The following is a 26,322-nucleotide window of genomic DNA, read 5'->3' as shown; positions in this document are numbered from 1 at the left end:
TCACCACGGGCGGTAACCTGGACTATTCCAGCTGCGTGTATCGGGAAGGACCTGGCCGACCACGGCCGATGATTGATGAACCGGAAAAATGTAATCCGCACGCTCACGGCCATCGCAGTCGTGCTGCTGCTTGGTTGGTCCTTCTTCTACTTCAGCAACGACACCCGGGGTTTCAAGCCGGTCGACACGTCGGTGGCGATGACCCAGATCAAGGGCGGCAACGTCAAGAGCGCCCAGATCGACGACCGCGAGCAGCAGGTCCGGCTGACCCTGAAAAGTGCCGCCACCGGCACCGAGGGCTCCGACAAGATCATCACCCACTTCCCGACCGGCTATGCCGTCCCGCTGTTCGACCAGCTGAACAGCAAGGACGCGCAGGTCAGCACCGTGGTCAACCAGGGCAGCATCATCGGCTCGCTGGTGATCTATGTGCTGCCGCTGCTGCTGCTGGTCGGTTTGTTCATGATGTTCTCCCGCATGCAGGGCGGCGCCCGGATGGGCTTCGGCTTCGGTAAATCGCGGGCCAAGATGCTGAACAAGGACATGCCCAAGACCACGTTCGCCGACGTGGCCGGCGCCGACGAGGCCGTCGAAGAGCTCTACGAAATCAAGGACTTCCTGCAGAACCCATCGCGATATCAGGCTCTCGGAGCGAAGATCCCCAAGGGCGTGCTGCTCTACGGCCCGCCTGGAACCGGTAAGACACTGCTGGCGCGGGCCGTCGCCGGCGAGGCGGGCGTGCCGTTCTTCACCATCTCGGGCTCTGATTTCGTCGAGATGTTCGTCGGTGTGGGCGCATCGCGGGTGCGCGACCTGTTTGAGCAGGCCAAACAGAACAGCCCGTGCATTATTTTCGTCGACGAGATCGACGCGGTCGGCCGCCAGCGCGGCGCCGGGCTGGGTGGCGGTCACGACGAACGCGAGCAGACGCTGAATCAGCTGCTGGTGGAGATGGACGGCTTCGGCGACCGCACCGGCGTCATCCTGATCGCGGCCACCAACCGCCCCGACATCCTCGACCCGGCGCTGCTGCGCCCCGGCCGCTTCGACCGCCAGATCCCGGTGTCCAGCCCCGACCTGGCCGGCCGGCGTGCGGTGCTGCGGGTGCACTCCAAGGGCAAGCCGTTCGGCCCCGACGTCGAGTTCGACGGGCTGGCCAAGCGGACCGTCGGCATGACCGGCGCCGATCTGGAGAACGTGGTCAACGAGGCGGCGCTGCTGACGGCCCGCGAGAACGGCACGGTGATCACGAGCGCCGCCCTGGAGGAGGCAGTCGACCGGGTGGTCGGCGGTCCGCGGCGCAAGAGCCGGATCATCAGCGAGCAAGAGAAGAAGATCACCGCCTACCACGAGGCCGGGCACACGCTGGCCGGATGGGCGATGCCGGGTGTCGACCCGGTCTACAAGGTGACCATCCTGGCCCGCGGCAACACCGGCGGTCACGCGCTGGCGGTGCCCGAAGACGACAAGGGAACGCACACCCGCTCGGAGCTGATCGCCCGGCTGGTGATGGCACTGGGTGGGCGCGCTGCCGAGGAATTGGTGTTCCACGAGCCCACCACCGGAGCGGTGTCAGATATCCAGCAGGCCACCAAAATTGCACGGGCGATGGTCACCGAATTCGGGATGAGTTCCAAGCTGGGTGCGGTCAAGTACGGCTCCGAGGCCGCTGACCCGTTCCTGGGTCGCACCATGGGCAATCAGGCGGACTACTCCCACGAGGTCGCTCGCGAAATCGATGAGGAAGTCCGCAAGCTCATCGAGGCCGCGCACACCGAAGCCTGGGAGATTCTCACCGAGTACCGCGACGTGCTGGACACCGTCGCGGGCGAGCTGTTGGAGAAGGAAACCCTGCACCGGGCCGAGCTGCAGGCGATCTTCGCTGACGTCGAAAAGCGGCCGCGGCTAACGCTTTTCGACGATTTCGGTGGCCGAATCCCCTCAGACAAACCGCCGATCAAGACCCCGGGCGAGCTGGCCATCGAGCGTGGCGAACCGTGGCCCAAGCCGCAGCCCGAGCCCGCTTTCAAGGCGGCCATCGCCGCGGCGTCGCGCGATGCCGCTGAAGCTGAGCGAACCAGCAACGGCAACAACGGTTCTCATGGCGCTGCGCAGCAACCCACCCAACCCGACTACGGTGCACCAGCCGGCTGGCATGCCCCGGGATGGCCGCCGCCGCAACAGCCGCCGCCGGGCTACTGGTACCCGCCGCCCGCGCCGAGTCAGCCGCCGCCGCACTGGCCGGCACCGCCACAGCACCACGCGGGTCAGCCCTACCCGCCGTATCCGCCGTACCCGCCGCCCGGTACACCCGCACCGGAGGCAGGCCAGGCCGCCGACCCTCAGGGTGGCGACCCGAGCCCGTCCAACCCGTCGACACACGGCTGAAACGAACGGAGTCCTGCGATGGTGCGGCCGAATTCTCAATCCGCGACCTTGAACGGACGAGTCTTCGATCAACCTCGCGCCGAAGCGGCTGTCCGCGAGTTGCTTTACGCGATCGGCGAAGACCCGGAGCGGCACGGGTTGGTGGACACCCCGGCCCGCGTCGCCCGCAGCTACCAGGAGATGTTCGCCGGCCTCTACACCGACCCGGACACCGTGCTGGACACCACGTTTGACGAACAGCACGACGAACTGGTGCTGATCAAAGATATTCCGCTGTATTCCACCTGCGAACATCACCTGGTCGCGTTCCACGGTGTGGCGCACGTCGGATACATCCCCGGTCACGACGGCCGGGTGACCGGGCTGTCCAAGATCGCCCGGCTGGTTGACCTCTACGCCAAGCGGCCACAAATCCAGGAGCGGCTCACCGCCCAAATCGCCGACGCCTTGACACGCAAACTCGATCCACGCGGTGTCATCGTCATAATCGAGGCCGAACACCTGTGCATGTCGATGCGGGGCGTCCGCAAACCCGGCGCTATCACCACGACCTCGGCCGTGCGCGGACAGTTCAAGTCCAACAACGCATCTCGAGCCGAGGCGCTCGAACTGATCTTGCGCAAGTGAGCACCTCGCACTTCCGGGTCATTGGGGTGGTGAATGTCACCGACGACTCGTTCTCGGATGGCGGGCGCTACCTGGACACGGATCGTGCCGTCGAGCAGGGCCTGGCGCTGACCGCCGACGGCGCGTCGATCATCGACGTCGGAGGCGAGTCGACCCGTCCCGGCGCGGTCCGCGTCGATCCACGGGTGGAGATCGCCCGTGTGGTTCCCGTCGTCAAAGATCTTGCATCCCAAGGAATTATCGTCAGCGTTGACACGATGCACGCCGGCGTGGCGCGGGCCGCGCTGGAAAACGGCGCGTCGATGGTCAACGATGTGTCCGGCGGACGCGCCGACGCGGCGATGGCGGACCTGCTCGTCGAGGCCGACGTGCCGTGGGTGTTGATGCACTGGCGTTCGGTATCGGCCGATCGGCCGCATGAGTTGCCCGACTATCGCGATGTGGTGACTGAAGTACGCGCCGAGCTGTTGGCCTGCGTCGACGACGCGGTCGCCGCGGGCGTGAATCCGTCGAAGCTGATCGTCGACCCCGGTCTGGGATTCGCCAAGTCCGGTCAAGATAATTGGGCGTTGCTGCACGCGCTGCCGGAGTTGGTGGCCGGCGGCATCCCGGTGCTGGTCGGGGCGTCGCGAAAGCGGTTTCTCGGTAGTTTGTTGGCCGGCGCCGACGGTGCGGTCCGGCCGCCGGATGGTCGTGAGACGGCAACCGCGGTGGTGTCGGCGCTGGCCGCTTTGCATGGCGCGTGGGGCGTGCGGGTACATGACGTGCGGGCCTCCATCGACGCGGTCAAAGTCGTCGAGGCGTGGACGAGAGGTGGGGCGGTAGGCTCGGATGGCTGATCGAATCAAGTTGCGCGGCTTGACAGTTCGCGGCAACCATGGGGTGTTCGACCATGAGCGCACCGCCGGCCAGGATTTCGTCGTCGATATCACCGTCTGGATCGACCTGGCGGACGCCGCGGCCAGCGATGACTTGGCTGACACCTACGACTACGGCGTACTGGCCGAGCGGGCAGCGGCGGTCGTCGCCGGTCCGGCCCGCGATTTGATCGAAACAGTGGCCGGTGAGATCGCAGAGGACGTCATGAAAGACCAACGGGTGCACGCAGTGGAGGTGACGGTGCACAAGCCGCAAGCTCCGATTCCGCAGAAATTCGATGATGTCGCCGTGGTGGCCCGGCGCTCACGTCGCGGCGGTCGGGGTCAGGTGGTTCCCGCGGGAGGTGCCCTATGACGCGCGCCGACGACGATGACGCCGGCGAAGCCGGGGTGGAGGAGTGGCGCCAATGACTCGGGTGGTGCTGTCGATCGGATCCAACCTCGGCGACCGGCTGGCCCGGCTGCAGTCGGTGCTCGACCGGTTGGGCGACACGGTGCAAGCGGTCTCCCCGGTTTACGAGACGGCGGCCTGGGGTGGCGTCGAACAGGGCCCGTTTCTGAACGCGGTGCTGATCGCGGAGGACCCGACGCTTGACGGTCACGGCTGGCTACGACTTGCTCAGGAGATGGAAGTGGCCGCGGATCGTGTGCGGGGACAGCGGTGGGGCCCGCGCACTTTGGACGTAGACCTGGTCAGCTGCCACCTGACGTCGCTGGATGGTGATGCCGAGCTGTTCTCCCTCGACGATGGCCTGACGCTGCCGCACCCGCTGGCCCACCTGCGCGCCTTCGTGTTGATTCCGTGGCTGGCCGTCGACCCCGACGCGGCGTTGACGGTGGCGGGCGGAAAACGGCCGCTCGCCGAGTTGCTTGCCGAATTGGATGTGGCCGATCGCGCCGGCGTGCGACTCACCGATTCGGTACTCCAACGGCGCACGCCGGAAAACTGATGGGCCCCACCCGAAAACGTGACCTGACCGGCGCGGTGCTTGGCACGGCGCTGGCGGGATACCTGCTGGTCATGATGCTCTACCGGTGGTTTCCGCCGATCACGATCTGGACGGGGCTGTCGCTGTTCGCGGTCGGCGTTGCCGAGGCTGGGTGGGGGCGCTACGTCCGAACCAAGATCGGCGACGGCGAGATCGGTGACGGTCCCGGCTGGCTGCATCCGCTCTCGGTGGCCCGCAGCCTGGTCATCGCCCAGGCGTCGGCCTGGGTCGGGGCGTTGGCGCTGGGCTGGTGGGTCGGTGTCCTTATTTACCTGCTGCCCAGGCGGTCATGGCTCAGGGTTGCGGCCGAGGACACCGCCGGGACTGCTGTCGCGGCGATCAGCGCGCTGACTCTGGTGATTGCCGGGCTGTGGTTGCAGCATTGCTGTAAATCGCCGGGGGATCCGAGCGACGACGGCGAGGCCGCGGAAAATTAGCCCGGTCGGTTGACGGCCGGCATCGTGCCCCGATCCGACGGCCCGAAAGGCGATTAGTCCAGGTGAGAAACGCCGAAGCACGGCGACACGCGGAGCGACCTCGGGCCGGTACATTTGGGCCATGACCGATCTGTCCCGCGGCGTCCGCGTTCGGCGCGGCGGCCGCAGGCCGGGTTGGGTGCTACTGACCACGTTGCTGGTCCTGGCGATCGGTGCCAGTTCCGCGCTGGTTTTCACCAGCCGGGTAGAGCTCCTCAAGCTGGCGGTGATCCTCGCCTTGTGGGCCGCCGTGGTTGCCGCGTTCGTATCGGTGCTCTACCGCAGGCAGAGCGATGTGGATCAGGCAAGGGCCCGCGACCTGAAGCTGGTCTACGACCTGCAATTGGACCGGGAGATCTCCGCCCGTCGCGAGTATGAGCTCACCGTGGAGTCCCAGCTGCGCCGCGAGCTGGCCAGCGAGCTGCGGGCGCAGGCCTCCGACGAGGTGTCGGAGTTGCGGGCCGAGCTCGCCGCGCTGCGTACCAACCTGGAGATCCTGTTCGACGCCGAGCTCAGCGAGCGTCCGGCGTTGGAGAGCGAACGCAAGACCGTGCGCGGCTATAGCGAATGGGAACGCGACCACGAGAGCGCGCGCGAACGAGTCAACCGGGTCGCGTCGGTGCGGGCCGAAGAGCCGGTTCGGCGCGTCGACGACACGATCATCGACGTGCACGAGGAGCCGCTGGTCCCGACCCCGCCACGACAGCCCGCGGCGGAGAGCTATCAGCCGACATACGCCCAGCAGCAGCCCGTCGACGCGTATGCGGAGCACCGGCAGAACCGGACGCCCGAGCCACAGCAGCCCCCCGAAGCGGAACGGGGTGCGCATTGGCGTCAAAGCAGCGACACCGGACAGCCGGGTGCCTGGGCCGCACCGGGCCCGCCGCCCGCTCCTGCCGCCGAGCGTCCGCACGAAGGCCAGAGCTGGCCGCCACCGGACCTGCAACCCCAGCCCGGCGGATGGGCGCCCCCTGCGTCCACCCCCCGGCCTGAGCGATCCGAGCCACCGCCCCCGCGACGTTCGCATCGCCGGGCCGAGGCGCCCCCGCAGCCCGAGCCACAGCCCGAGCCACAGCCCGAGCCGCCCCCACAGCCCGAGCCGCCCCCGGTAAGGGCGCGGATTCCCTGGCCGCCGTCCCCGGAAGCGCCCCGCCCGCAGGAGCAGCCGTCCTGGCAGCCGGTCAGTTCCGAGGGGCAGTGGTTGCCGCCCGGTGCGCCCGGCAGCAATTGGAACGCCGGCCCGGCCGACAGCGCGGGGTCGGCCTCGTGGGCGTACGACAACGCGCCATCACGCGACAGGGCTTCACATCGCTCGCCGAGCATCGGCGAACCGCCGTCGGTGCCGCCGTCCTCGCCGGTTGAACGGCGTGGACGGCATTCCGGCGGCCCCGCCGATTCCCCGTCCGGCGAGCCCGCAGCCGACTGGGGCGAGTCAGGCCGCCGGGCCCGATCCCGTCATTCCGCCGACTACCCCGACCCCGGCGTGGACGGACCGGCGACTCCGGCGCCGACGATGTCGCCTCCTCCGCCTCCGCCACCACCGTCGATGCCGCCACCGCAGGACAAGGAGCCTGCGATGTCGCCGCCGCCGAGCGCCCGCCATCGCAGCAACGACGAGTTCTCCGAGACCGACGAGCCACAGTCAGGCGGCCAGTCGGTCGCCGACCTGCTGGCACGTTTGCAAAGCGCCCCATCTGAGGGCGGCCGGCGCCGGCGTCGCGAAGACTGAGGCGAACACCACAGCCTCATAGCTGCCGTGCCGCGGTAAAGTCTTTACGACCGTCCGGTACCCGCTACGCGGGACTGGAACGAAACAAGAGACTTGTGAGGGTCGTCTGCGATGGTGCAGTTCGACGGATTACGGCCCGCCCGGCTCAAGGTGGGGATCATCTCCGCTGGCCGGGTCGGCACCGCGCTGGGTGTCGCGCTCGAGCGTGTCGACCACGTGGTGGTCGCGTGCAGCGCCGTGTCCGACGCATCCCGTCGGCGTGCCCACCGATGGCTACCGGACACTCCGGTGGCGCCGGTTGCCGACGTCGCCGGCAACGCAGAGTTGTTGCTGTTAGCCGTGCCGGACACCGAGCTGGCGAGCCTGGTTTCGGGCCTGGCCGCAACATCCGCGGTGCGACCGGGCACCATCGTCGCGCACACCTCGGGCGTCAACGGCGTCGACGTGCTGGCACCGCTGAGCGCCCAAAACTGCATACCGCTGGCCATTCATCCGGCGATGACGTTCACCGGCTCCGACGAGGACATCGCGCGGCTGGCCGATACCTGCTTCGGGATCACCGCCGCCGACGAGGTCGGTTATGCGATCGCGCAGTCGCTGGTGCTCGAGATCGGCGGCGAGCCGTTCCGCGTTCCGGAGCGGGCCCGCACGCTCTACCACGCCGCGTTGGCCCACGCCGGCAACCACATCGTCACGGTGGTCGCCGACGCTCTTGACGCTTTGCGGGCCGCGGTGTCGGGCACCGAACTGCTCGGCCAGCAACTCGTCGACAATCAGCCCGGTGGCATCGCCGAGCGCATTCTCGGACCGCTGGCGCGCGCGGCCCTGGAGAACACGCTGCAGCGCGGCGAGGCGGCGCTGACCGGCCCGATCGCGCGCGGTGATGCCGGCGCTGTGGCCGATCACCTGAGCGCGCTGGAGGCGGTCGATCCGCAACTGGCACAGGCATATCGGGTCAACGCGATGCGCACCGCCGAGCGGGTGCACGCACCCGACGAGGTGCTCGAGGTGCTTGCCCGGTGAGTATCCAACGGCCGCCGAAGTTCAACGCCGGCGAACTCAACGTCTACGCCGACCTCAGCGATGTCGGCGAGGTCAGCCGCGCCCTGCGGCACACCGGTCGACGGGTGATGCTGGTGCCGACCATGGGCGCACTGCACGACGGACACCTCGCGCTCGTCCGTGCGGCCAAGCGAGTCCCGGGGTCGGTGGTGGTGGTCTCGATCTTCGTCAACCCCTTACAATTCGGCGCCGACGAGGATCTGGACGCCTACCCGCGGATCCTTGACGATGACTTGGCGCTGCTGCGTGGTGAGGGGGTCGAAATAGCCTTCACCCCAAGCGCTGCGGCGATGTATCCGGACGGCCGGCGTACCACGGTGTATCCCGGCCCGCTCGGATCCGAGCTCGAGGGTGCGGCCCGTCCTACACATTTCGCCGGCATGCTCACCGTGGTCTTGAAGTTGCTGCAGATCGTGACACCTGACCGAATCTTCCTCGGGGAGAAGGACTATCAGCAACTCGTGCTGGTTCGCCAGATGGTCACCGACCTGAACGTCGACGTCCGGGTGGTCGGTGTGCCGATCGTGCGGGAGACCGACGGGTTGGCGATGTCTTCGCGCAACCGCTATCTCAGCGCCGCGCACCGCGAGCTGGCCGGCATCCTGTCGGCAGCCCTGCTGGCCGGGTCGCACGCCGCCCCCGGTGGCGCGGACGCCGCTTTGCACGCGGCCCGCGCGGTGCTGTCGGCGGTACCCGCGATCGACGTGGACTACCTGGAGGTCCGCGACAGCGCCCTGGGGCCGGCCCCGGTCAGCGGCGCCGGACGCTTACTGGTCGCCGCCCGACTCGGCAAAACCAGGCTGCTCGACAACGTCGCAATAGAAATCGGAACTACCGTCGGCGTCGACGGGCGAGTGCCCGCCGTCTCGGCTGATTCCCTCGAATCACATTGGAGGAATTGATGTTACGAACCATGCTCAAGTCGAAGATCCACCGGGCCACCGTCACGCAGGCGGACCTGCACTATGTCGGCTCGGTGACGATCGACGCCGACTTGATGGACGCCGCCGACCTGCTCGAGGGCGAACAGGTGACCATTGTCGACATCGACAACGGCGCGCGGTTGGTCACCTACGCGATCACCGGTCAGCGCGGCAGTGGTGTGATCGGAATCAACGGGGCTGCCGCACATCTCGTGCACCCCGGCGACCTGGTGATCCTGATCGCCTACGCCCAGATGGAAGATGCCGAGGCGCGCAGCTACCAACCGAAGATCGTGTTCGTCGACGCCGAGAACCGGGCGATCGATCTGGGCAGTGACCCGGCGTTCGTTCCTGCCGATGCGGGCGAGTTGGTCTCGCCGCGATGAAGGCTTTCTAGTCGTGCTGCTGGCCATCGACGTCCGCAATACCCACACCGTGATCGGGCTGATCTCCGGTTCCAAGGAACAGGCGAAGGTCGTGCAGCAGTGGCGGATTCGCACCGAATCCGAGATCACCGCAGACGAGCTTGCGCTGACCCTCGACGGTTTGATCGGCGACGATTCGGATCAGCTCACCGGCGCGGCAGCGCTGTCCACGGTGCCATCCGTTCTGCACGAGGTGCGGCTGATGCTCGAGCAATACTGGCCGACGGTGCCGCACGTGCTGATCGAACCGGGTGTTCGCACTGGCATTCCGCTCCTGGTCGACAACCCGAAAGAAGTTGGGGCCGATCGAATCGTCAACTGTCTGGCGGCTTTTCAGAAGTACGGAACCCCAGCGATCGTGATCGACTTCGGATCCTCCATCTGCGTTGACGTGGTGTCCGCCAAAGGTGAGTTCCTGGGCGGCGCGATCGCGCCGGGCATCCAGGTGTCGTCCGATGCCGCCGCGGCGCGCTCGGCCGCTTTACGCCGCGTCGAGTTGGCCCGCCCTCGTTCCGTGGTCGGTAAGAACACCGTCGAATGCATGCAGGCCGGTGCGGTGTTCGGCTTCGCGGGGTTGGTCGACGGCCTGGTCGGCCGGATCCGCAACGATGTCGACGGGTTCGCCGGCGACAACGTCACGGTGGTCGCGACCGGACACACGGCGCCGCTGCTGCTGGCCGAGTTGCATTCGGTCGATCACTACGACCAGCACCTGACCTTGCAGGGTCTGAGGCTGGTGTTCGAGCGCAACCGCGATAGCCAGCGGGGACGGCTCAAGACGGCACGCTGACCGCGCACTGGAGGCGATCTTCAGTCCTTTAAGCTGGCAGGTCGTGAACGCCGGCGACGCAGATATCCCTGAGCAGTTCCGGATACGCCGGGACAAACGCGCCCGCCTTGCCGCCGAGGGCCGCGACCCCTACCCCGTCGAAGTCGGGCGCACCCACACCCTGGCGCAGATCCGCGCCGCATATCCCGATCTGCCCGCAGATTCGGTCACCGGTGACATCGTCGCGGTTACCGGCCGCGTGGTATTCGCCCGCAACTCGGGCAAGTTGTGCTTCGCCACCCTCCAAGAAGGCGACGGCACCCAGCTGCAGGTGATGCTCAGCCTAGCCAGCGTCGGCCAGGAAGCCCTCGACGAATGGAAGGCCGACGTCGACATCGGCGACATCGTCGGCATCCACGGCGAGGTGATCAGCTCGCGGCGCGGCGAGCTTTCGGTGCTCGGCGACAGCTGGCAGATGGCCTCCAAGGCGCTTCGACCGCTGCCGGTGGCACACAAGGACATGAGCGAAGAGTCGCGGGTCCGGCAACGCTACGTCGACCTGATTGTGCGCCCGCAGGCCCGCACGGTCGCCCGCCAGCGGATTGCCGTCATTCGCGCATTACGCAATGCTCTGGAGCAACGCGGCTTTCTGGAAGTCGAAACGCCGATGCTGCAGACATTGGCAGGCGGTGCGGCCGCGCGCCCGTTCGTCACGCACTCCAATGCGCTCGACATCGACCTCTACCTGCGGATCGCTCCGGAACTGTTCCTGAAGCGCTGCGTCGTCGGCGGGTTTGACAAGGTGTTCGAACTTAATCGGGTGTTCCGAAACGAAGGATCCGATTCCACGCATTCGCCTGAATTTTCCATGTTGGAGACCTATCAGGCGTATGGAACGTATGACGATTCCGCTGTTGTAACCCGCGAGCTTATTCAACAGGTGGCGGACGACGCGATCGGTACACGACAACTTCCACTACCCGACGGCAGCGTCTATGACATCGACGGAGAATGGGCGTCGATTGAAATGTATCCGTCACTATCGGCGGCTCTTGGCGAAGAGATCACACCAAACACCAGCGTCGATCACTTGCTTGCTGTCGCCGCACGACTCGGAGTAGAGGTACCCACCGATCGTGGGTATGGGCACGGCAAGCTGGTCGAGGAACTTTGGGAACACACCGTCGGCGACGGGCTGACGGCGCCCACGTTTGTGAAGGATTTTCCGGTCGAGACAACGCCTTTGACGCGTCAGCACCGCAGCATCGCCGGTGTTACCGAGAAGTGGGACCTGTATATTCGCGGGTTCGAACTGGCCACCGGATATTCGGAATTAGTCGATCCGGTGGTGCAGCGGGAAAGGTTCGCTGAGCAGGCCCGGGCCGCGGCGGCCGGCGACGACGAGGCAATGCTGCTCGATGAGGATTTTCTTGTTGCCCTGGAGCACGCTATGCCGCCGTGCACGGGAACCGGAATGGGCATCGATCGCTTGCTGATGGCTTTGACCGGCCTGTCAATTAGAGAGACTGTATTGTTTCCTATTGTCCGCCCGCATAGCAACTGAGCACGGTTGACGCGCTGTATTGAATAACCCGTCGGGGTATGGCAGATTAGTGCGACGGGGGCGGTCCGACCACTTGTCCTGTATGGCAAGTGTCTAAGAAGAAAGCAGAAGGCTCAGCCAATGGCGAAAAAAGTGACCGTCACCCTTGTTGATGATTTCGACGGCGAAGGGGCCGCCGATGAAACAGTCGAATTCGGACTCGATGGCGTGACCTATGAGATTGACCTGTCGGCCAAGAATGCGACGAAACTCCGCCACGACCTGAAGCAGTGGGTCGAAGCCTCCCGTCGGGTGGGCGGTCGTAGGCGTGGACGTTCCAGCTCCGGTCGCGGCCGTGGAGCCATCGATCGCGAGCAAAGCGCGGCAATTCGGGACTGGGCCCGTCGTAATGGCCACAACGTCTCGACCCGGGGCCGGATCCCGGCCGACGTGATCGACGCATTCCACGCCGCGACCTAGGCCGAGCGCGGGTGGACGCGCTTTCGCTGGTGGCGAACTGATCGATCACTCAAGCGGGAAACGAATCTCAGTTTTCCCGCGTTGCACTGGTGCAACGGCGTTGTAGCCGGGAACTGCGGGACGGGGTAGTCCAACCGCGAGGTAGGTGGCCCGGCCGGTCGCGCACTACAGTGGACGACAGGTACGCGGTGTCGGCCCCTGAGCCGAGAATGACGAAGTACCGATGGTGATGGAGAGCAGGTAACCGCCAATGTTCGAACGTTTTACGGACCGTGCCCGCAGGGTTGTCGTCCTGGCGCAAGAAGAGGCCCGGATGCTCAACCACAACTACATCGGCACAGAGCACATCCTGCTGGGTCTCATCCACGAAGGCGAAGGGGTAGCGGCCAAGTCGCTGGAATCACTGGGCATCTCGCTCGAGGGTGTCCGCAGCCAGGTCGAGGAGATCATCGGACAGGGCCAGCAGGCTCCGTCCGGCCACATCCCGTTCACTCCGCGCGCGAAGAAGGTCTTAGAGCTGAGCCTGCGCGAGGCGCTGCAGCTCGGCCACAACTACATCGGCACCGAGCACATTCTGCTCGGTCTGATCCGTGAGGGTGAGGGCGTCGCAGCGCAGGTTCTGGTCAAGCTGGGTGCCGAGCTCACCCGGGTTCGCCAGCAGGTAATCCAGCTGCTGAGCGGCTACCAGGGCAAGGAGGCCGCGGAGGCCGGCACCGGTGGCCGCGGCGGCGAGTCGGGCAGCCCGTCGACGTCGCTGGTGCTCGACCAGTTCGGTCGCAACCTCACGGCTGCGGCCATGGAGGGCAAGCTCGACCCGGTCATCGGCCGCGAGAAGGAAATCGAGCGGGTCATGCAGGTGCTGTCCCGGCGCACCAAGAACAACCCGGTGTTGATCGGCGAACCCGGCGTCGGCAAGACGGCGGTCGTGGAAGGTCTCGCGCAGGCGATCGTGCACGGCGAGGTTCCCGAGACGCTGAAGGACAAGCAGCTCTACACCCTCGACCTGGGTTCTCTGGTGGCCGGCAGCCGCTACCGCGGTGACTTCGAGGAACGCCTCAAGAAGGTGCTCAAGGAGATCAACACCCGCGGCGACATCATCCTGTTCATCGACGAGCTGCACACGCTGGTCGGTGCCGGAGCGGCCGAGGGCGCGATCGACGCGGCATCGATCCTCAAGCCGAAACTGGCCCGTGGCGAGCTGCAGACCATCGGTGCCACCACCCTCGACGAGTACCGCAAGTACATCGAGAAGGACGCCGCCCTGGAGCGACGGTTCCAGCCGGTGCAGGTCGGCGAGCCCACGGTGGAGCACACCATCGAAATCCTCAAGGGTCTGCGGGACCGCTACGAGGCGCACCACCGGGTGTCCATCACCGACTCCGCGATCACTGCCGCGGCCACCCTGGCCGACCGCTACATCAACGACCGGTTCCTGCCTGACAAGGCGATCGACCTGATCGACGAGGCCGGCGCCCGGATGCGGATTCGCCGGATGACGGCTCCGCCAGACCTGCGCGAATTCGACGAGAAGATCGCCGACGCCCGCCGGGAGAAGGAGTCCGCGATCGACGCGCAGGACTTCGAGAAGGCGGCCAGCCTGCGCGATCGCGAAAAGCAGCTGGTAGGCCAGCGTGCTGAGCGCGAAAAGCAGTGGCGCTCAGGTGATCTCGACGTTGTTGCCGAGGTTGACGACAACGAGATCGCCGAAGTGCTCGGCAACTGGACCGGTATCCCGGTGTTCAAGCTCACCGAGGCCGAGACCACCCGGTTGCTGCGGATGGAGGACGAGATCCACAAGCGGATCATCGGCCAAAGCGACGCCGTCAAGGCGGTCTCCAAGGCGATCCGCCGTACCCGCGCCGGGTTGAAGGACCCCAAGCGCCCGTCCGGCTCGTTCATCTTCGCCGGCCCGTCCGGTGTGGGTAAGACCGAGCTGTCCAAGGCGCTGGCCAATTTCCTGTTCGGCGACGACGACGCGCTCATCCAGATCGACATGGGTGAGTTCCACGACCGCTTCACCGCTTCGCGGCTGTTCGGTGCCCCTCCCGGGTACGTCGGCTACGAGGAGGGCGGCCAGCTCACCGAAAAGGTGCGGCGCAAGCCCTTCAGTGTGGTGCTGTTCGACGAGATCGAGAAGGCGCACCAGGAGATCTACAACAGCCTGTTGCAGGTGCTCGAGGACGGCCGGCTCACCGACGGGCAGGGTCGCACCGTCGATTTCAAGAACACGGTGCTGATCTTCACGTCCAACCTGGGTACGTCCGACATCAGCAAGGCGGTCGGGCTGGGCTTCACTCAGGGGGGCGGCGACAACAACTACGAGCGGATGAAGCAGAAGGTCAACGACGAGCTGAAGAAGCACTTCCGGCCCGAGTTCCTCAACCGTATCGACGACATCATCGTCTTCCACCAGCTGACTCGCGACGAGATCATCCGGATGGTCGACCTGATGATCGGCCGGGTGGGCAAGCAGCTCAAGGCCAAGGACATGGCCATGGAGCTCACCGACAAGGCCAAGGCACTGCTGGCCAAGCGTGGCTTCGACCCGGTGTTGGGTGCTCGTCCGCTGCGGCGCACCATTCAGCGGGAGATCGAGGACCAGCTGTCCGAGAAGATCCTGTTCGAAGAGGTCGGCCCGGGCCAGATTGTCACCGTCGACGTGGACAACTGGGACGGGGAGGGTTCCGGCGAGGATGCGGTGTTCACCTTCACCGGTGCCCGCAAGCCCGCCGAGCAGGCCGACCTGGCGAACGCAGGAGCCCATGCCGCCGGCAGCCCGGCGGCCACCACCGAGTAAATCGACAAAACAAAGGGGCGGTCACCAATCGGGTGTTCGCCCCTTTGCTATTGGGTGGGTATCAGTGCGAAGACCTGCTTGGCAACCTGCAGCATCCAACCGGTGATGCTCGGCCCGTGATCGCGAGGCCAGTTCAACTGGAAACTGACTACCCATGGCTGCCTGGCCCGGTCCACCACATACCAGCTGAACGTCAGGTCACCCGGCAGGCCGCCGGCCTTCGCGGCGATATACGGCCATTTGTTGCGATCGAGGTTCACACCCGGGGAGGCGTCCAAGATCGTCTTGACGGGTGTGGCTGCGCCCACCGCGCCGGCTTGCAGTGCCACGTGCACCCGACAGATGTCTTCGGCGCTGCCATACCATTCCGCATCGTATATCGAGGCGGGCACGTGAGCGTGCCACGGATCCGGTTGGTAAGTACGGGAGTTCGCTTCCTCTAGCATCGCAGCGCGTTCCTGCGGGTTGCTTTGCTTCCACTTCTCGCGAACGTCCGGTCGGCCCCACGCGACCGAAAAGAGTTCGTACATGGTCGGGAACGGCGTCATCGCGGCCGGATCATGGTGGCCGGCGTTGGCCAGCGCGTTGTCGACGGCCTGTGGGCCGACCCTCCCGATCAACATGTCGGTGGCCATGTTGTCGCTGGTGGCAATCATCTTCTCGGCCGCGGTGCGTACCGAAATATTCGCTCCCACCGGCAAATCCATGCTTGAACCGACGGCCTTGCCTTTTTGGGTCACGGTCAGCTGATCGTCCCACGACACCGTGCCGGCCTTGACGGCATCCGACACGGCATAGAGCACGTACAACTTGAAGATCGACGCCAACGGGAGTGATAAATCGGAGTTGGTGCCGGCGACCCGATCGCACTGGCCGTCATCGATCTTGGAGACCTGCCATGAGTAGCGGCCGCCGGTCTTGCTCAATGTCGTGTCGACGTCACGCCATGACGAGATTTTCGGGGCCAGCGTGGTGAGATCGAACCCGTCCACCAAGGTGTCATCGGCGGTGTGTATCCGAATCTCTTGCTGCGCACCGTACGACGTCGTCAACTGCAAGGTGGCGACACCCGCTTTGAGGTCGACTCCGCGGAACGTGAACGGTCGGTCCCACCACAGCTTTTCCATCATGGTCTGGACTTGGTTGACCATCTTCGGGGCGGCAAGGGTACCGACCCCGACGGGGCCGATCGGCCAGTCAGAGTTCAACATGTCCAGGGTCTGCTGAGCTCGCAGACCGGCCGGCGTACTCATGTTGATCTGCCGGCCGGCGCCCGCCGCGTTAGCGGACGGCGCTGGCGGTGGTGCGCAACCCGGGCTCAGGGCGGCGACCAATACGGCGGCGGAAGTCAGTGCCGCGACGCGGAGTCGGCCCTGGCGCGGACTACGCCGTGTGTCCGGATCCGGCAACGTCTAACACAACCTCGAACTCCAGCAGCGACGCGCCCGTCGCCACCGGATTGGCCCGGTGACCGGCGTGCGCCTCGATGGCAGGCCCGGTCGCCCACGCCTGGAACGCCTCTTCGGATTCCCACTGCGTCACGACGAAGTACCGGTCTTCGCCCTTGATCGGACGAAGCAGCTGAAAGCCGAGGAAACCCGGCGAGTTCTCCACCGCATGCGCGCGGTGGGCGAACCGCTTCTCCAACTCGGGGCCTGCGTCCGCCGGCACCTCGATCGCGTTGATCTTCACCACTGGCATGGCGCTAGGCTACCGTGCCGCCCGAAGGCGACGATGCGGGCCGCTAGCGGCCCGAGGAGGAGCCGAGCAATCAACCCGTTGGCGACCTAAAGCACGCAAAGATAGGTGCATGGCCGCTGATCTGCTAACCCATCATGGTGGACGAGGTGAGCCGGTGGTCTTGGTGCACGGTCTGATGGGCCGTGGGACCACCTGGTCGCGTCAGCTGCCGTGGCTGACCGAGCTGGGCGCTGTCTACACCTACGACGCGCCATGGCACCGCGGTCGCGATGTCGCCGATCCGTGTCCGATCAGCACCGAACGTTTTGTCCAAGACCTCGGTGACGCCGTGACCGCGCTGGGCGCCCCCGTACGCCTGGTCGGGCATTCGATGGGTGGGCTGCATTCCTGGTGTCTGGCTGCCGAGCATCCCGAGTTGGTCTCGGCGCTGGTCGTCGAGGATATGGCGCCGGACTTCCGCGGTCGCACGACCGGCCCGTGGGAGCCGTGGCTACACAGCTTGCCAGCCGAATTCGACTCTGCTGAACAGGTATTCGCAGAATTCGGCGAGCTCGCCGGCCGGTATTTCCTGGAGGCCTTCGACCGGACCGCCACCGGGTGGCGGCTGCACGGGCATACGTCGAGGTGGATCGAGATCGCGGCCGAGTGGGGCACCCGCGACTACTGGGCGCAATGGCGGGCGGTGCGCTCGCCGGTGCTACTCATCGAGGCCGGTAACTCGGTGACACCTGCAGGTCAAATGCGTTCAATGGGCGAAAACGGCTATCGCACAACCTATTTACATGCGGCCAGCGCCGGGCATCTGGTTCACGACGAGGCGCCGCAGGTGTATCGCCGGGCGGTGGAGTCGTTCCTGGCGGCGTCCTAGCCCTCCTCGCCGGCCAGGGCGAAGCGTCCGTCGCTGGTCTTGGCCACCAGCCCGTCGGCAAGCAATGAGTCCAGCGCCCGGTCGCGCTGCACGGTGTCGCTGAGCCACGCAACGTCCAACTGGGCGCGGGTGACCGGAATCTCGCTGCCGCGCAGCACATCCATCAGCCGACCGCGAACCTGCCGGTCGGTTCCGGCATAGCCCTGTGGCCGGCGAGCCGGACCCTCCGAAGGAGGAAAGCCGGCTTCGCGCCATCGGCACACGCTGAGCGGACACAGCCCACACTGCGGATTCCGCGCGGTGCACACGGTGGCCCCGAGTTCCATCAGTGCCGCAGAAAACCTGTGCGCGGAGCCATCTTTGGGTAACAGCGCGGATACATCGGCATGATCGCGGACGGCCGACGCTGCCGCGGCGTCGGCCCGCCCGTGTACGGCTCGGGCCACTACCCGGCGCACGTTGGTGTCCACCACCGGCACCGCCTGCTGGTAGGCGAAGCACGCCACCGCGCACGCGGTGTAGCTGCCGACTCCGGGCAGGGTCAGCAATATATCGACGTCGTCGGGAACGACGCCGGCGTAATCGCGGGCAATGACGGTGGCACATTCATGCAGCCGTTTGGCCCGCCGCGGATAGCCCAGCTTGCCCCAGGCCCTGACGACATCAGCCGCGCTGGCCGCCGCTGTGGCCGACGGCGTCGGCCAGCGCACTATCCAGTCGCGCCAGATCGGCTCGACCCGTGACACCGGCGTTTGCTGCAGCATGAATTCGCTGACCAGAATCTGCCACGGGGTTACCTCGGGATCCCGCCACGGCAGGTCGCGTCGCGACCAGTCGTACCAGTCCAGAAGTTCACGCTGAGTTGGTGAGAGCTTCATAGCCAGCTACGGCAGAATGACCGCCATGCCGAATACCGATCCCGCAACTGCGTGGAAAGCACTCAAAGAGGGTAACGAGCGCTTCGTCGCGGGCCAGCCTGAGCACCCGAGCCAAAGTGTCCAGTACCGGGCCAGCCTGGCCAAAGGTCAAAAGCCCACCACGGCGCTGTTCGGCTGCGGCGACAGCCGGGTGGCCGCCGAACTCATCTTCGATCAGGGCTTGGGCGACATGTTCGTGGTCCGGACAGCCGGCCACGTGATCGACTCCGCGGTATTGGGATCACTGGAATTCGCGGTGGGTGCGCTCGGTGTCTCGCTAATCGTGATCCTCGGCCACGACAGCTGCGGTGCCGTGAAGGCGACGCTGGCGGCGCTGGACGACGGCGCTTTGCCGGGCGGCTACGTGCGCGACCTGGTCGAGCGGGTGGCGCCGTCGATATTGCTGGGCCGTCGTGAAGGCCTCACTCGTACCGACGAGTTCGAGGCACGCCATGTGGTCGAGACCGGCACGCAGTTGCACGAGCGCTCGTCGGCCATCGCCCGAGCCGTTGCCGCCGGAGACTTGGCGATCGTTGGCGCCACGTATCACCTCGCCGACGGGCAGGTGGTAATGCGCAACGTCATCGGCGACGTCGGCGAAACGGTCGACGCCTAACGCTCCGCCGAATACCGCGGCGTGACGAGGCCGTGGTCATAGGCGTAGACGATGGCCGCCGCGCGGTCGCGCAGTTGCAGTTTGACGAAGATTCGGCCGATGTGGCTTTTCACTGTGAGCTCGGAAATACAGAGCTCGTCGGCGATCTCGGTGTTGGAGCGGCCTTGGCCGATCAGCCGCAGCACGTCGCACTCGCGCGCCGTCACCTCGGCCACCGGATCGGATCGATGCTCGCCGGCCACCCGGCGATAGGTGGTCAGCACCCGTGACGTCACGGCCGGGTCGAGGTAACTGTCACCCTGTGCGACCGCGCGCACGGCCCGGATCAGCTCCTCGGCCGAGGAGTCCTTGAGCACGAATCCCGATGCGCCCGCGCGTAACGCGCCGGACAGCAACTCGTCGTCGTTGAAGGTGGTCAGGGCAAGCACCGGCGGCGAGTCTGGCGCGGAAAGCCTGCGGGTGGCCTCGATGCCGTCGACCCGCTTCATCCGTAGATCCATCACCACCACGTCGGGCCGGTGCTCGGCGATCGCATGCGGGACCTCGTCGCCGTCGCCGCATTCGGCGACGATGACGAATCCGTCCTTGCGGCGCAGAATCCGTCGCAGCCCGGACCGGACCAGTTCCTGGTCGTCGACCAGCAGTACCGCGATGTCGGGAGCGGTCATCTCAGCGTGCACACCGCCAGGTTTGTGGGCTCGAATCGTTGAGCGGGATCTCGGCGCGTACCGACCATCCCTGACGGCACGGCCCGGCGTCGAGAATCCCGCCGAGCAGTTCGACCCGTTGGCGCATCCCGGCCAAACCTCGTCCGCTCTGCGACAGTGGCGCCGACGCAACGCTTACCGGCATTTCGTTGATCACCGACAAAGATGCCACCGATGCCGAAACAGTAAGTCCGACATCAGTTTTAGAGGACACAGCATGTTTGGCGATATTCGCCAGCGATTCCTGGGTGATGCGGTACAGCGCCAGGCCCACCGCGGCAGAGACCCGCTCTGGCCGGCCTTCGGTGTGGAACCTGACGGGTAGCCCGGCTGACACGAAATCGTCGACCAGATCTGGGATATCGGCGATGCCGGGTTCGGGGGCCATCTTGGTCGGGCCGGCTTCGAGCAGGCCCACCGTGCGCCGGATGTCGGCCATCGCCTGACGGCCCAGTCGCTCGGCGTCGATGAGTGCACCGACCGCGTCGTCGATATCGCTGTCCTGCTGCAGCGCCCGCCGTGCACCGGTGACATGCAGCATCGTCACCGACAGCGAGTGCGCGATCACGTCATGCACCTCGCGGGCAATGCGGCGCCGCTCGACGGCAGCGGCGTGCTCGGCAAGTTCGGCCTGCATCTTCTGCTGTTTGATCAGCAATTGGTGTTGCGTCCGCATCTGATAGCCGACCAGCCAGCCCAGCGCGACGAACCCCAGGTACAGCGCTACCCCGTCGAGATGGTGCGTGACCGAGGCGGCCACCAACAGCGACACCGCTGACGCGAACGCGAATGCGCCCCATCGGGGCGGGGTCAGCGATGCGACACAGCCGACCATCAGCACAAGGAGCAGCGGGGCGAAGTCGGTTGCAATCGGCGTCGACGTCGCGAACAGCAGGATCGCGGTGGATGCCCACCACGTCAGGGCGACCACAGGCGGGTTGAACTTGACGCCGACGAGCACGAAGAGCGCCAGCTGACCGAGGGCCAACACTGCCGCGACCCCGGCCGCCGTCAAGTCGGCTTGGTCGCGCTGCAAAGTCGACCCGATCAGGGTGAGTACCAACGCCGACTGGATCATTACGACGAACAGCCATGAGTACGGTTCCGGGATCAGCTCTGAGCGTCGCTCAAACCAGTTGCGCGCATACTCGCCGGCCCGCGTCATCGGCCCATCGTAGAAGGCATCGGCACCGAAAACATCCTGCTGTGGGCGGTGTTCTACTCCGACCGTAGTAGCAGGCCGAAAACCGAACTGCGGCACGATGTCGGAGCCGCCAAAGCTTCCTACTGTCATTGGCATGACATGGGCACAGCACCACGAGCGAATGGCTTTCATGGCGGACCTGATCGGTCGTGGCGTCGAGAACCCAGACGCCGCACTGGATTTCAACGGCCACATGGCCGACGTACAGCGACTGTTCGGCAGCGAGGAGGGTTTGTTGCTTTCGCTGCAGCAGCGCTGGCTGACAGCGCTGACGGCAAGGCTGGACGACGATATTCCCGCTGAACAAGCCCGTGCCGACCTTGCCGCCCGCGAGCCGGGGCTACGGGCGGTACTCGATGCCGCCGCGCGGCGTTCGGTCCGGGTTCGTGCTCTGCAACGCGATGAGCAGCAAATCGACGCGGTCTTCGGCGAGCAGACCGTTGCCTGAGCTGCTTGCGGCCGCGGCCCGGTTCGTCAGCCGCTACGGCGTCATCGTGGTGCTTGGCTGGATACTCGCGGCCGCCGCGGGAAACCTTGCGGTGCCACAGTTGGAGCGCGTCGTCGCGACGCACGCCCGGTCGTTCATGCCGACGGATGCGGCCAGTGCGGTCGCGGCCAAACGCTCTGCCGAACTCTTCGGCGGCGCACCCAGCAACAACTTGGATTACGTTGTGCTGGAACGTGATCAGCAGCTGCAGCCGGCCGACCGCGGCTATTACGACAAGGTGGTGACGGCCCTGCGGGCCGACACCGAACATGTCTACTCGGTCACCGACCTGTGGGCGGACCCGATCACCAGGTCGGCGGCGCAGAGCAATGACGGACGGGCCGCGGATCTGATGGTGCGGTTGTCCGGCATGCTGGGCACCGCGCAGGCCAGCGACTCCGTCGCCGTCGTCCGCGACACGGTGCATCGGCTCGGCCCGCCGCCGGGCCTGCACGTCTACGTCACCGGGCCGGGCGGCACGCTCACCGACGAATTCGCCGCGATCGATCATCAGATGCTGTTGATCACCGCGGCGACGGTCCTGGTGATCATGCTGCTACTGCTCCTCGTTTACCGCTCGGCGGTGGCCGCGGCCATCCCGTTGATCTCGGTCGGCCTCGCTTTGGCGGTGGCCCGCCCGCTGGTCGCCTTGTTGGGCGAGCACGGCGTGGTCGAGGTGTCGCTGTTTTCGGTCGCATTGGTTGCGGCGATGATCCTCGGCGCCGGAACCGATTACGCGATATTCCTGATCGGTCGCTATCACGAGGGCCGACGCCGCGGAACCGAATGGGCCGTTGCGCTGGTTGACGCCTACCGCGGTGTGGCACCGGTGGTCATCGGCTCGGCGCTGACCATGGCAGCGGCCTTGGCATGCCTGAGCCTGGCCAAGGTGGGAATGTTCCGCAGCACCGGAATACCCTGTGCGATAGGTGTTTTAGTCGGGATGGCCGCTGCTCTCACTCTTACCCCGGCACTCATCGCTTTGGCCGGCCGGCGCGGCATGCTGGAGCCGCGGCGGTCGGTGATTGCCCGCCGCTGGCGACGCATCGGCGTCGTCGTGGCCCGCTGGCCCGGGCCTGTCCTGGTGGTCAGCGGCGGGTTGATCGCTGTGTTGATCCTGCCGCTGGCCGGTATGCATACCGGCTGGAACGAGCCGGCCGCCACACCGGCCGGAGCCGAATCCAACGACGGCTATACCGCAATGGCTCAACACTTTCCGGCAAATCGGTTGTTGCCCGACGTCGTGACAGTGGAGGCCGACCACGATCTGCGTAATCCGGCCGGCCTTATCGCGGTCGAGCGAATCACCCGCCAGATCATGGCCATTCCCGGGATTCGCATGGTGCAGTCGGCGAGTCGGCCGGCCGGCACGGTTCCCGAGGAGGCCACGCTGAGTTATCAGGCCGGGTTGATCGGCCGGCAGTTCGGCGACGACATGGACGCTGTCGTGCAGCGATTCCGCCGAGTGGGCGATCTGGACGCGATCCTGTCGCAGATGACCGGCGCGCTCGATCAGCTCAACCGGGGGATGCAGGGAAGCGCCGGCGGTCTGCGTCAGATCGGTTCAGGCGCCGACGATATGCGTGCCGGCATCGACGGCATCCGTGACAACGTCGACGCGGTGTCGGGGTACCTGGCCCCGTTGCGGAACTTCGTCGACAGCACGCCGGACTGCCCGGCCAACGCGATCTGCGCACTGGTGTCCCGTGTCGTGCAACCCGTCGACAGTGTCATCCGGAGCACGAGCGAGTTATCCAGCGGCGCAGGAAAACTCACGTCCGGATCGGGTGCCGCAACGACTGCATTCGCGGGGATGCCGCAGACGCTGCAGTCGATGCGCGACGTGCTGAGCCAGGCCAAAGCGGCAACGGGTGAACTGCGCGGGGTCGCCGATTCGATCGCTCCGCAGGTGCGTCAGGTGTCGGACTATCTGCGCGAGCTTGATGCCGGCTTCCGGGGCAGCGCCGCAGGCGGCTTCTACCTGCCCGACCGGGCGCTATCCGACCCGCGGTATCGGCAGGCCTTGAACGATCTGGTTTCGTCGGACGGCCGCGTGACGTATCTGCTGGCTTACGGCGATCGACACGAGTGGGGGCCCGAGGGAGCGCAGCGCGCTCGACAGATCCAGACCGCTATCGCCGAGGCGACCAAGGAGGGGACGCTGACCCCGGTATCGGTCGGCCTGGCCGGCGTGGGCCCGGCGACCCGCGACCTGCAGGAATTTGTGCACAGTGACATCGTCCTGCTGGTCGGCGCGACGTTGGCGTTGATCTTCGTGATCGTGGCGATGATGTTGCGCAGTCCGGTCGCGGCGGTGGCGGTGGTCGGCACCGTCATCGTGTCGTACGCGTCGGCGCTGGGCGTCAGCGTGTTGGTGAGTCAGTACCTGTTTGGCCAACCGTTGCACTGGGCCGTGGCGCCGATGGCGTTCATCGCATTGGTAGCCGTCGGTGCCGACTACAACTTGCTGCTGGCGATGCGGATCCGGGAGGAGTTGCGCGCCGGAATCAGCACCGGCGTCATCCGCGCGTTCGCGGCCACCGGTGGCGTGGTGACCACCGCCGGCATCGTATTCGGAATCACGATGTTCGCGCTGGCCGGCAGCACCGTGCTCAGCATCGAGCAGGTTGGCTTGACCGTCGGGATCGGCCTGCTGCTGGACACCTTGCTGGTGCGGACATTTCTGATGCCGGCGCTGGTCGCGCTGCTCGGTCGCTGGTTCTGGTGGCCCCGTCTGCCCGCCCGAGCGGTGGACGCGCCGCGCAGCCAACCGGTCGCCGTTGGATCGACATCCTCGGTTAACTGGGCGACACGCCGGGTTGGGTCGACCCTATCGACGTGACCTGGCCTTACCGTGTGAATGTGCTGGATCTGGAACCACGAGGCCCGCTGCCGCCGGAGATTTACTGGCGACGCCGGGGATTGGCGATAGGCATCGCGGTCGTCGTGGTCGCCATCGTCGTCGCGATCTTGGTTGCCGTTCTGAGCGGTAACGCCGGTGCCAACACCTCCGGCACCGCGAAAAAGCCTGCCGCACAAGGCCAGCAGAACCAGGGACCCGAGGTCAACACTCAGGTGCAGCCGCCGGCGGCCGAGAACACCGACCAGCCGGCCGGGACACCGACCGCGGCGGTGCAGCCGCCGCCGATACTCAAAGAGGGCGACGACTGCCCCGACTCCACGCTGGCGGTCAAGGGTCTGACCAACGCCCCGCAGTACGCCACCGGCGACCAGCCGAAATTCGTCATGGTCGTCACCAATATCGGGCTGGTGGCCTGTAAGCGCGATGTCGGAGCCGCTGTCCTGGCGGCCTACGTCTACTCGCTGGACAACAAGCGGCTGTGGTCGAACCTGGACTGCGCGCCGTCCAACGAGACTCTGGTCAAGACCTTTGCGCCCGGCGAGCAGGTGACCACCTCGGTGACCTGGACCGGCATGGGCTCGGCTCCACATTGCCCGCTGCCGCGGCCGGCGATCGGGCCCGGCACCTACAACCTCGTCGTGCAGTTGGGCAACCTGCGCTCGCTTGCGGTTCCCTTCATCCTGGCTCCGCCGCTAGCCCCGGGGGCCGCGCCGCCGCCTCCGCCCGGACTTCCCGGCCTGCCGGGACCTGGGCCGCTGCCCGGTCCGCCGCCCGCTCCCGGCGGCTGACCGTTACTCGGCTGACTCAGCCGATCGGGTCGCCGATGGTCGATTCGGCCAACTGCGACAACCCTTCTCGCACATGGCGGGCCCAGATTTCGCCGATCCCTTCCACGGCTTCCAAGTCGCCCGCGCTGGCCGCCAGCAGGCCCTGCAGCGAGCCGAACTCGCGGACCAACCGGTCGGCGTGGGCGAACTGTAGCCGCGGAATCTCCGACATCGCGCGGTAGCCGCGTGAGCTCACCACAGAGTCTTGAGCTTCTGCCGTCGACGGATAGCCGAAAACCTTTGCCATTGTGGTGAAGTCGAGCAGCTCGGCGTCCGACATGGCATCGAGCTCCTCGAGCGTCGCCGCCAATTCCGCCTTGGACAGCGGCTCGGGGTTGGCGTGGTAGTCGCGCACTATCAACTCGCGGGAGGCATCGTTGCCGCCGAGCAACTCCTCGAGCTGCAGCCGCAGTTGGCGGCCGTCGGTGCCCAGCTCGACGACCTCGTAATCCAGCTCGACGCCGATCCGCCGGACCAGCTCGAGTCGCTGCACCACCGTCATCACGTCGCGAAGCGCGACAAAGTCCTCGATCTCCGCCCGCGACAGCTGCCTGCTCACCTCGTCGAGCCGGGCCTTGTAGCGTTCCAGCGTGGCGATGGCCTGGTTGGCCCGCGACAGGATGGTCGACGAATCGGCCAGCACGTGGCGCTCGCCGCTGAGGTAGACGGTCACGATGCTCATCGAGTGGCTGACCGAGATCACCGGATAGCCGACCTGGCTGGCGGCCCGCTCGGCCGAGCGGTGCCGGGTTCCGGATTCGTCGGTGGGTATCGACGGGTCCGGCACCAGTTGCACGTTGGCCCGCAGGATTCGGCTGCCGTCCGTGGACAACACCACGGCGCCATCCATCTTGCACAGCTCTCGAAGCCGGGTCGGCGCGTACCGCACATCGAGGGAGAACCCGCCGTCGCAGATCGCTTCCACGCTGTCGTCGCAGCCGAGGACTATCAGTGCACCGGTCCGGCCGCGCAGGATGCGCTCCAGGCCGTCGCGCAGTGCGGTGCCCTGCGCCAGCCGGGCAACCGCCTCACGCAGGGTGGGGCGT

Annotated in this window: 25 protein-coding genes; 19 read left to right on the top strand and 6 right to left on the bottom strand. The window is 66.4% G+C overall.

The window, feature by feature from the left end; translation table 11 throughout:
* The first annotated feature begins 75 nt into the window (after window positions 1-75).
* From ftsH to clpC1, 14 genes are all read left to right on the top strand, one after another.
* Entirely contained in the window at window positions 76-2,388 is a 2,313-nt protein-coding gene (gene ftsH, locus WAO18_RS21550) for an ATP-dependent zinc metalloprotease FtsH (RefSeq protein WP_422208264.1), read from the top strand.
* 18 nt (window positions 2,389-2,406) lie between these two features.
* Window positions 2,407-3,015, top strand: a complete 609-nt coding sequence (gene folE, locus WAO18_RS21545; protein WP_422208263.1) for a GTP cyclohydrolase I FolE — start codon at window positions 2,407-2,409, stop codon at window positions 3,013-3,015.
* Entirely contained in the window at window positions 3,012-3,854 is an 843-nt protein-coding gene (gene folP, locus WAO18_RS21540) for a dihydropteroate synthase (RefSeq protein ID WP_422208262.1), read from the top strand. The genes folE and folP overlap by 4 nt, the downstream gene beginning before the upstream one ends.
* Window positions 3,847-4,248: a dihydroneopterin aldolase gene (gene folB / locus WAO18_RS21535; protein WP_422208261.1), complete on the top strand. Its 402-nt coding sequence runs from the start codon at window positions 3,847-3,849 to the stop codon at window positions 4,246-4,248. Before folP ends, folB begins: the two co-directional genes overlap by 8 nt.
* 52 nt (window positions 4,249-4,300) lie before the next feature.
* Window positions 4,301-4,843, top strand: a complete 543-nt coding sequence (gene folK / locus WAO18_RS21530) for a 2-amino-4-hydroxy-6-hydroxymethyldihydropteridine diphosphokinase (protein ID WP_422208260.1) — start codon at window positions 4,301-4,303, stop codon at window positions 4,841-4,843.
* On the top strand, window positions 4,843-5,319 hold the full coding sequence (locus tag WAO18_RS21525; RefSeq protein WP_422208259.1) for a DUF3180 domain-containing protein: 477 nt from the start codon (window positions 4,843-4,845) through the stop codon (window positions 5,317-5,319). Before folK ends, WAO18_RS21525 begins: the two co-directional genes overlap by 1 nt.
* A gap of 121 nt (window positions 5,320-5,440) precedes the next feature.
* Window positions 5,441-7,087: a DUF6779 domain-containing protein gene (locus WAO18_RS21520; RefSeq protein ID WP_422208258.1), complete on the top strand. Its 1,647-nt coding sequence runs from the start codon at window positions 5,441-5,443 to the stop codon at window positions 7,085-7,087.
* 111 nt (window positions 7,088-7,198) lie between these two features.
* Entirely contained in the window at window positions 7,199-8,110 is a 912-nt protein-coding gene (locus WAO18_RS21515) for a Rossmann-like and DUF2520 domain-containing protein (RefSeq protein ID WP_422208257.1), read from the top strand.
* Window positions 8,107-9,051 (top strand): pantoate--beta-alanine ligase, encoded by a 945-nt coding sequence (gene panC, locus WAO18_RS21510; protein WP_422208256.1) that lies wholly within the window; start codon window positions 8,107-8,109, stop codon window positions 9,049-9,051. Before WAO18_RS21515 ends, panC begins: the two co-directional genes overlap by 4 nt.
* A complete protein-coding gene (gene panD / locus WAO18_RS21505) occupies window positions 9,051-9,458 on the top strand; it encodes an aspartate 1-decarboxylase (RefSeq protein WP_422208255.1) in 408 nt (135 codons plus the stop codon). The genes panC and panD overlap by 1 nt, the downstream gene beginning before the upstream one ends.
* A gap of 13 nt (window positions 9,459-9,471) precedes the next feature.
* Window positions 9,472-10,287, top strand: a complete 816-nt coding sequence (locus tag WAO18_RS21500) for a type III pantothenate kinase (protein ID WP_422208280.1) — start codon at window positions 9,472-9,474, stop codon at window positions 10,285-10,287.
* 43 nt (window positions 10,288-10,330) lie between these two features.
* Window positions 10,331-11,830: a lysine--tRNA ligase gene (lysS, locus tag WAO18_RS21495; protein ID WP_422208254.1), complete on the top strand. Its 1,500-nt coding sequence runs from the start codon at window positions 10,331-10,333 to the stop codon at window positions 11,828-11,830.
* 120 nt (window positions 11,831-11,950) lie between these two features.
* Window positions 11,951-12,289: a histone-like nucleoid-structuring protein Lsr2 gene (lsr2, locus tag WAO18_RS21490; RefSeq protein WP_422208253.1), complete on the top strand. Its 339-nt coding sequence runs from the start codon at window positions 11,951-11,953 to the stop codon at window positions 12,287-12,289.
* A gap of 250 nt (window positions 12,290-12,539) precedes the next feature.
* Window positions 12,540-15,086 carry an ATP-dependent protease ATP-binding subunit ClpC gene (gene clpC1 / locus WAO18_RS21485; protein ID WP_422208252.1) on the top strand — a complete coding sequence of 849 codons (2,547 nt, stop codon included), beginning with the start codon at window positions 12,540-12,542 and terminating at the stop codon, window positions 15,084-15,086.
* A gap of 47 nt (window positions 15,087-15,133) precedes the next feature.
* Here the strand turns inward: clpC1 and WAO18_RS21480 are convergent, their stop codons facing one another.
* Together WAO18_RS21480 and mhuD are read right to left on the bottom strand one after the other, a co-directional pair.
* Window positions 15,134-16,495, bottom strand: coding sequence for a serine hydrolase (locus WAO18_RS21480; protein WP_422208251.1), 1,362 nt, complete (start codon window positions 16,493-16,495; stop codon window positions 15,134-15,136).
* Complete coding sequence (mhuD, locus tag WAO18_RS21475) at window positions 16,470-16,787, bottom strand: mycobilin-forming heme oxygenase MhuD (RefSeq protein ID WP_422208250.1); 318 nt, start codon at window positions 16,785-16,787, stop codon at window positions 16,470-16,472. Before mhuD ends, WAO18_RS21480 begins: the two co-directional genes overlap by 26 nt.
* A gap of 109 nt (window positions 16,788-16,896) precedes the next feature.
* On the opposite strand from mhuD, the gene WAO18_RS21470 reads away from it, so the two are divergent.
* Entirely contained in the window at window positions 16,897-17,655 is a 759-nt protein-coding gene (locus WAO18_RS21470) for an alpha/beta fold hydrolase (RefSeq protein WP_422208249.1), read from the top strand.
* Here WAO18_RS21470 and WAO18_RS21465 read toward each other — a convergent pair.
* Window positions 17,652-18,533, bottom strand: a complete 882-nt coding sequence (locus WAO18_RS21465) for an A/G-specific adenine glycosylase (protein ID WP_422208248.1) — start codon at window positions 18,531-18,533, stop codon at window positions 17,652-17,654. The genes WAO18_RS21470 and WAO18_RS21465 overlap by 4 nt on opposite strands.
* Before the next feature lie 25 nt (window positions 18,534-18,558).
* On the opposite strand from WAO18_RS21465, the gene WAO18_RS21460 reads away from it, so the two are divergent.
* On the top strand, window positions 18,559-19,188 hold the full coding sequence (locus tag WAO18_RS21460) for a carbonic anhydrase (protein WP_422208247.1): 630 nt from the start codon (window positions 18,559-18,561) through the stop codon (window positions 19,186-19,188).
* On the opposite strand, the gene WAO18_RS21455 is transcribed toward WAO18_RS21460, so the two are convergent.
* Together WAO18_RS21455 and WAO18_RS21450 are read right to left on the bottom strand one after the other, a co-directional pair.
* Window positions 19,185-19,856 carry a response regulator gene (locus WAO18_RS21455; protein WP_422208246.1) on the bottom strand — a complete coding sequence of 224 codons (672 nt, stop codon included), beginning with the start codon at window positions 19,854-19,856 and terminating at the stop codon, window positions 19,185-19,187. The genes WAO18_RS21460 and WAO18_RS21455 overlap by 4 nt on opposite strands.
* A gap of 1 nt (window position 19,857) precedes the next feature.
* On the bottom strand, window positions 19,858-21,060 hold the full coding sequence (locus WAO18_RS21450) for a sensor histidine kinase (protein WP_422208245.1): 1,203 nt from the start codon (window positions 21,058-21,060) through the stop codon (window positions 19,858-19,860).
* Between the two features lie 133 nt (window positions 21,061-21,193).
* Here WAO18_RS21450 and WAO18_RS21445 point away from each other — a divergent pair, with 133 nt between their 5' ends.
* The 3 genes from WAO18_RS21445 to WAO18_RS21435 are packed head-to-tail and all read left to right on the top strand — an operon-like array spanning window position 21,194 to window position 25,237.
* On the top strand, window positions 21,194-21,547 hold the full coding sequence (locus WAO18_RS21445; protein WP_422208244.1) for a hypothetical protein: 354 nt from the start codon (window positions 21,194-21,196) through the stop codon (window positions 21,545-21,547).
* Complete coding sequence (locus WAO18_RS21440) at window positions 21,540-24,428, top strand: RND family transporter (RefSeq protein WP_422208243.1); 2,889 nt, start codon at window positions 21,540-21,542, stop codon at window positions 24,426-24,428. Before WAO18_RS21445 ends, WAO18_RS21440 begins: the two co-directional genes overlap by 8 nt.
* Window positions 24,429-24,448: 20 nt before the next feature.
* Window positions 24,449-25,237, top strand: coding sequence for a hypothetical protein (locus WAO18_RS21435; protein WP_422208242.1), 789 nt, complete (start codon window positions 24,449-24,451; stop codon window positions 25,235-25,237).
* Window positions 25,238-25,253: 16 nt separating this feature from the next.
* On the opposite strand, the gene disA is transcribed toward WAO18_RS21435, so the two are convergent.
* Window positions 25,254-26,322 (bottom strand): DNA integrity scanning diadenylate cyclase DisA (gene disA, locus WAO18_RS21430; protein ID WP_422208241.1); only part of this gene is annotated, 1,069 nt, incomplete at its 5' end.

Source organism: Mycobacterium sp., from assembly GCF_049278535.1.
In the GTDB taxonomy this organism is placed as follows: Bacteria; Actinomycetota; Actinomycetes; order Mycobacteriales; family Mycobacteriaceae; genus Mycobacterium.
This window is presented reverse-complemented; position numbering and strand designations above follow the sequence as displayed.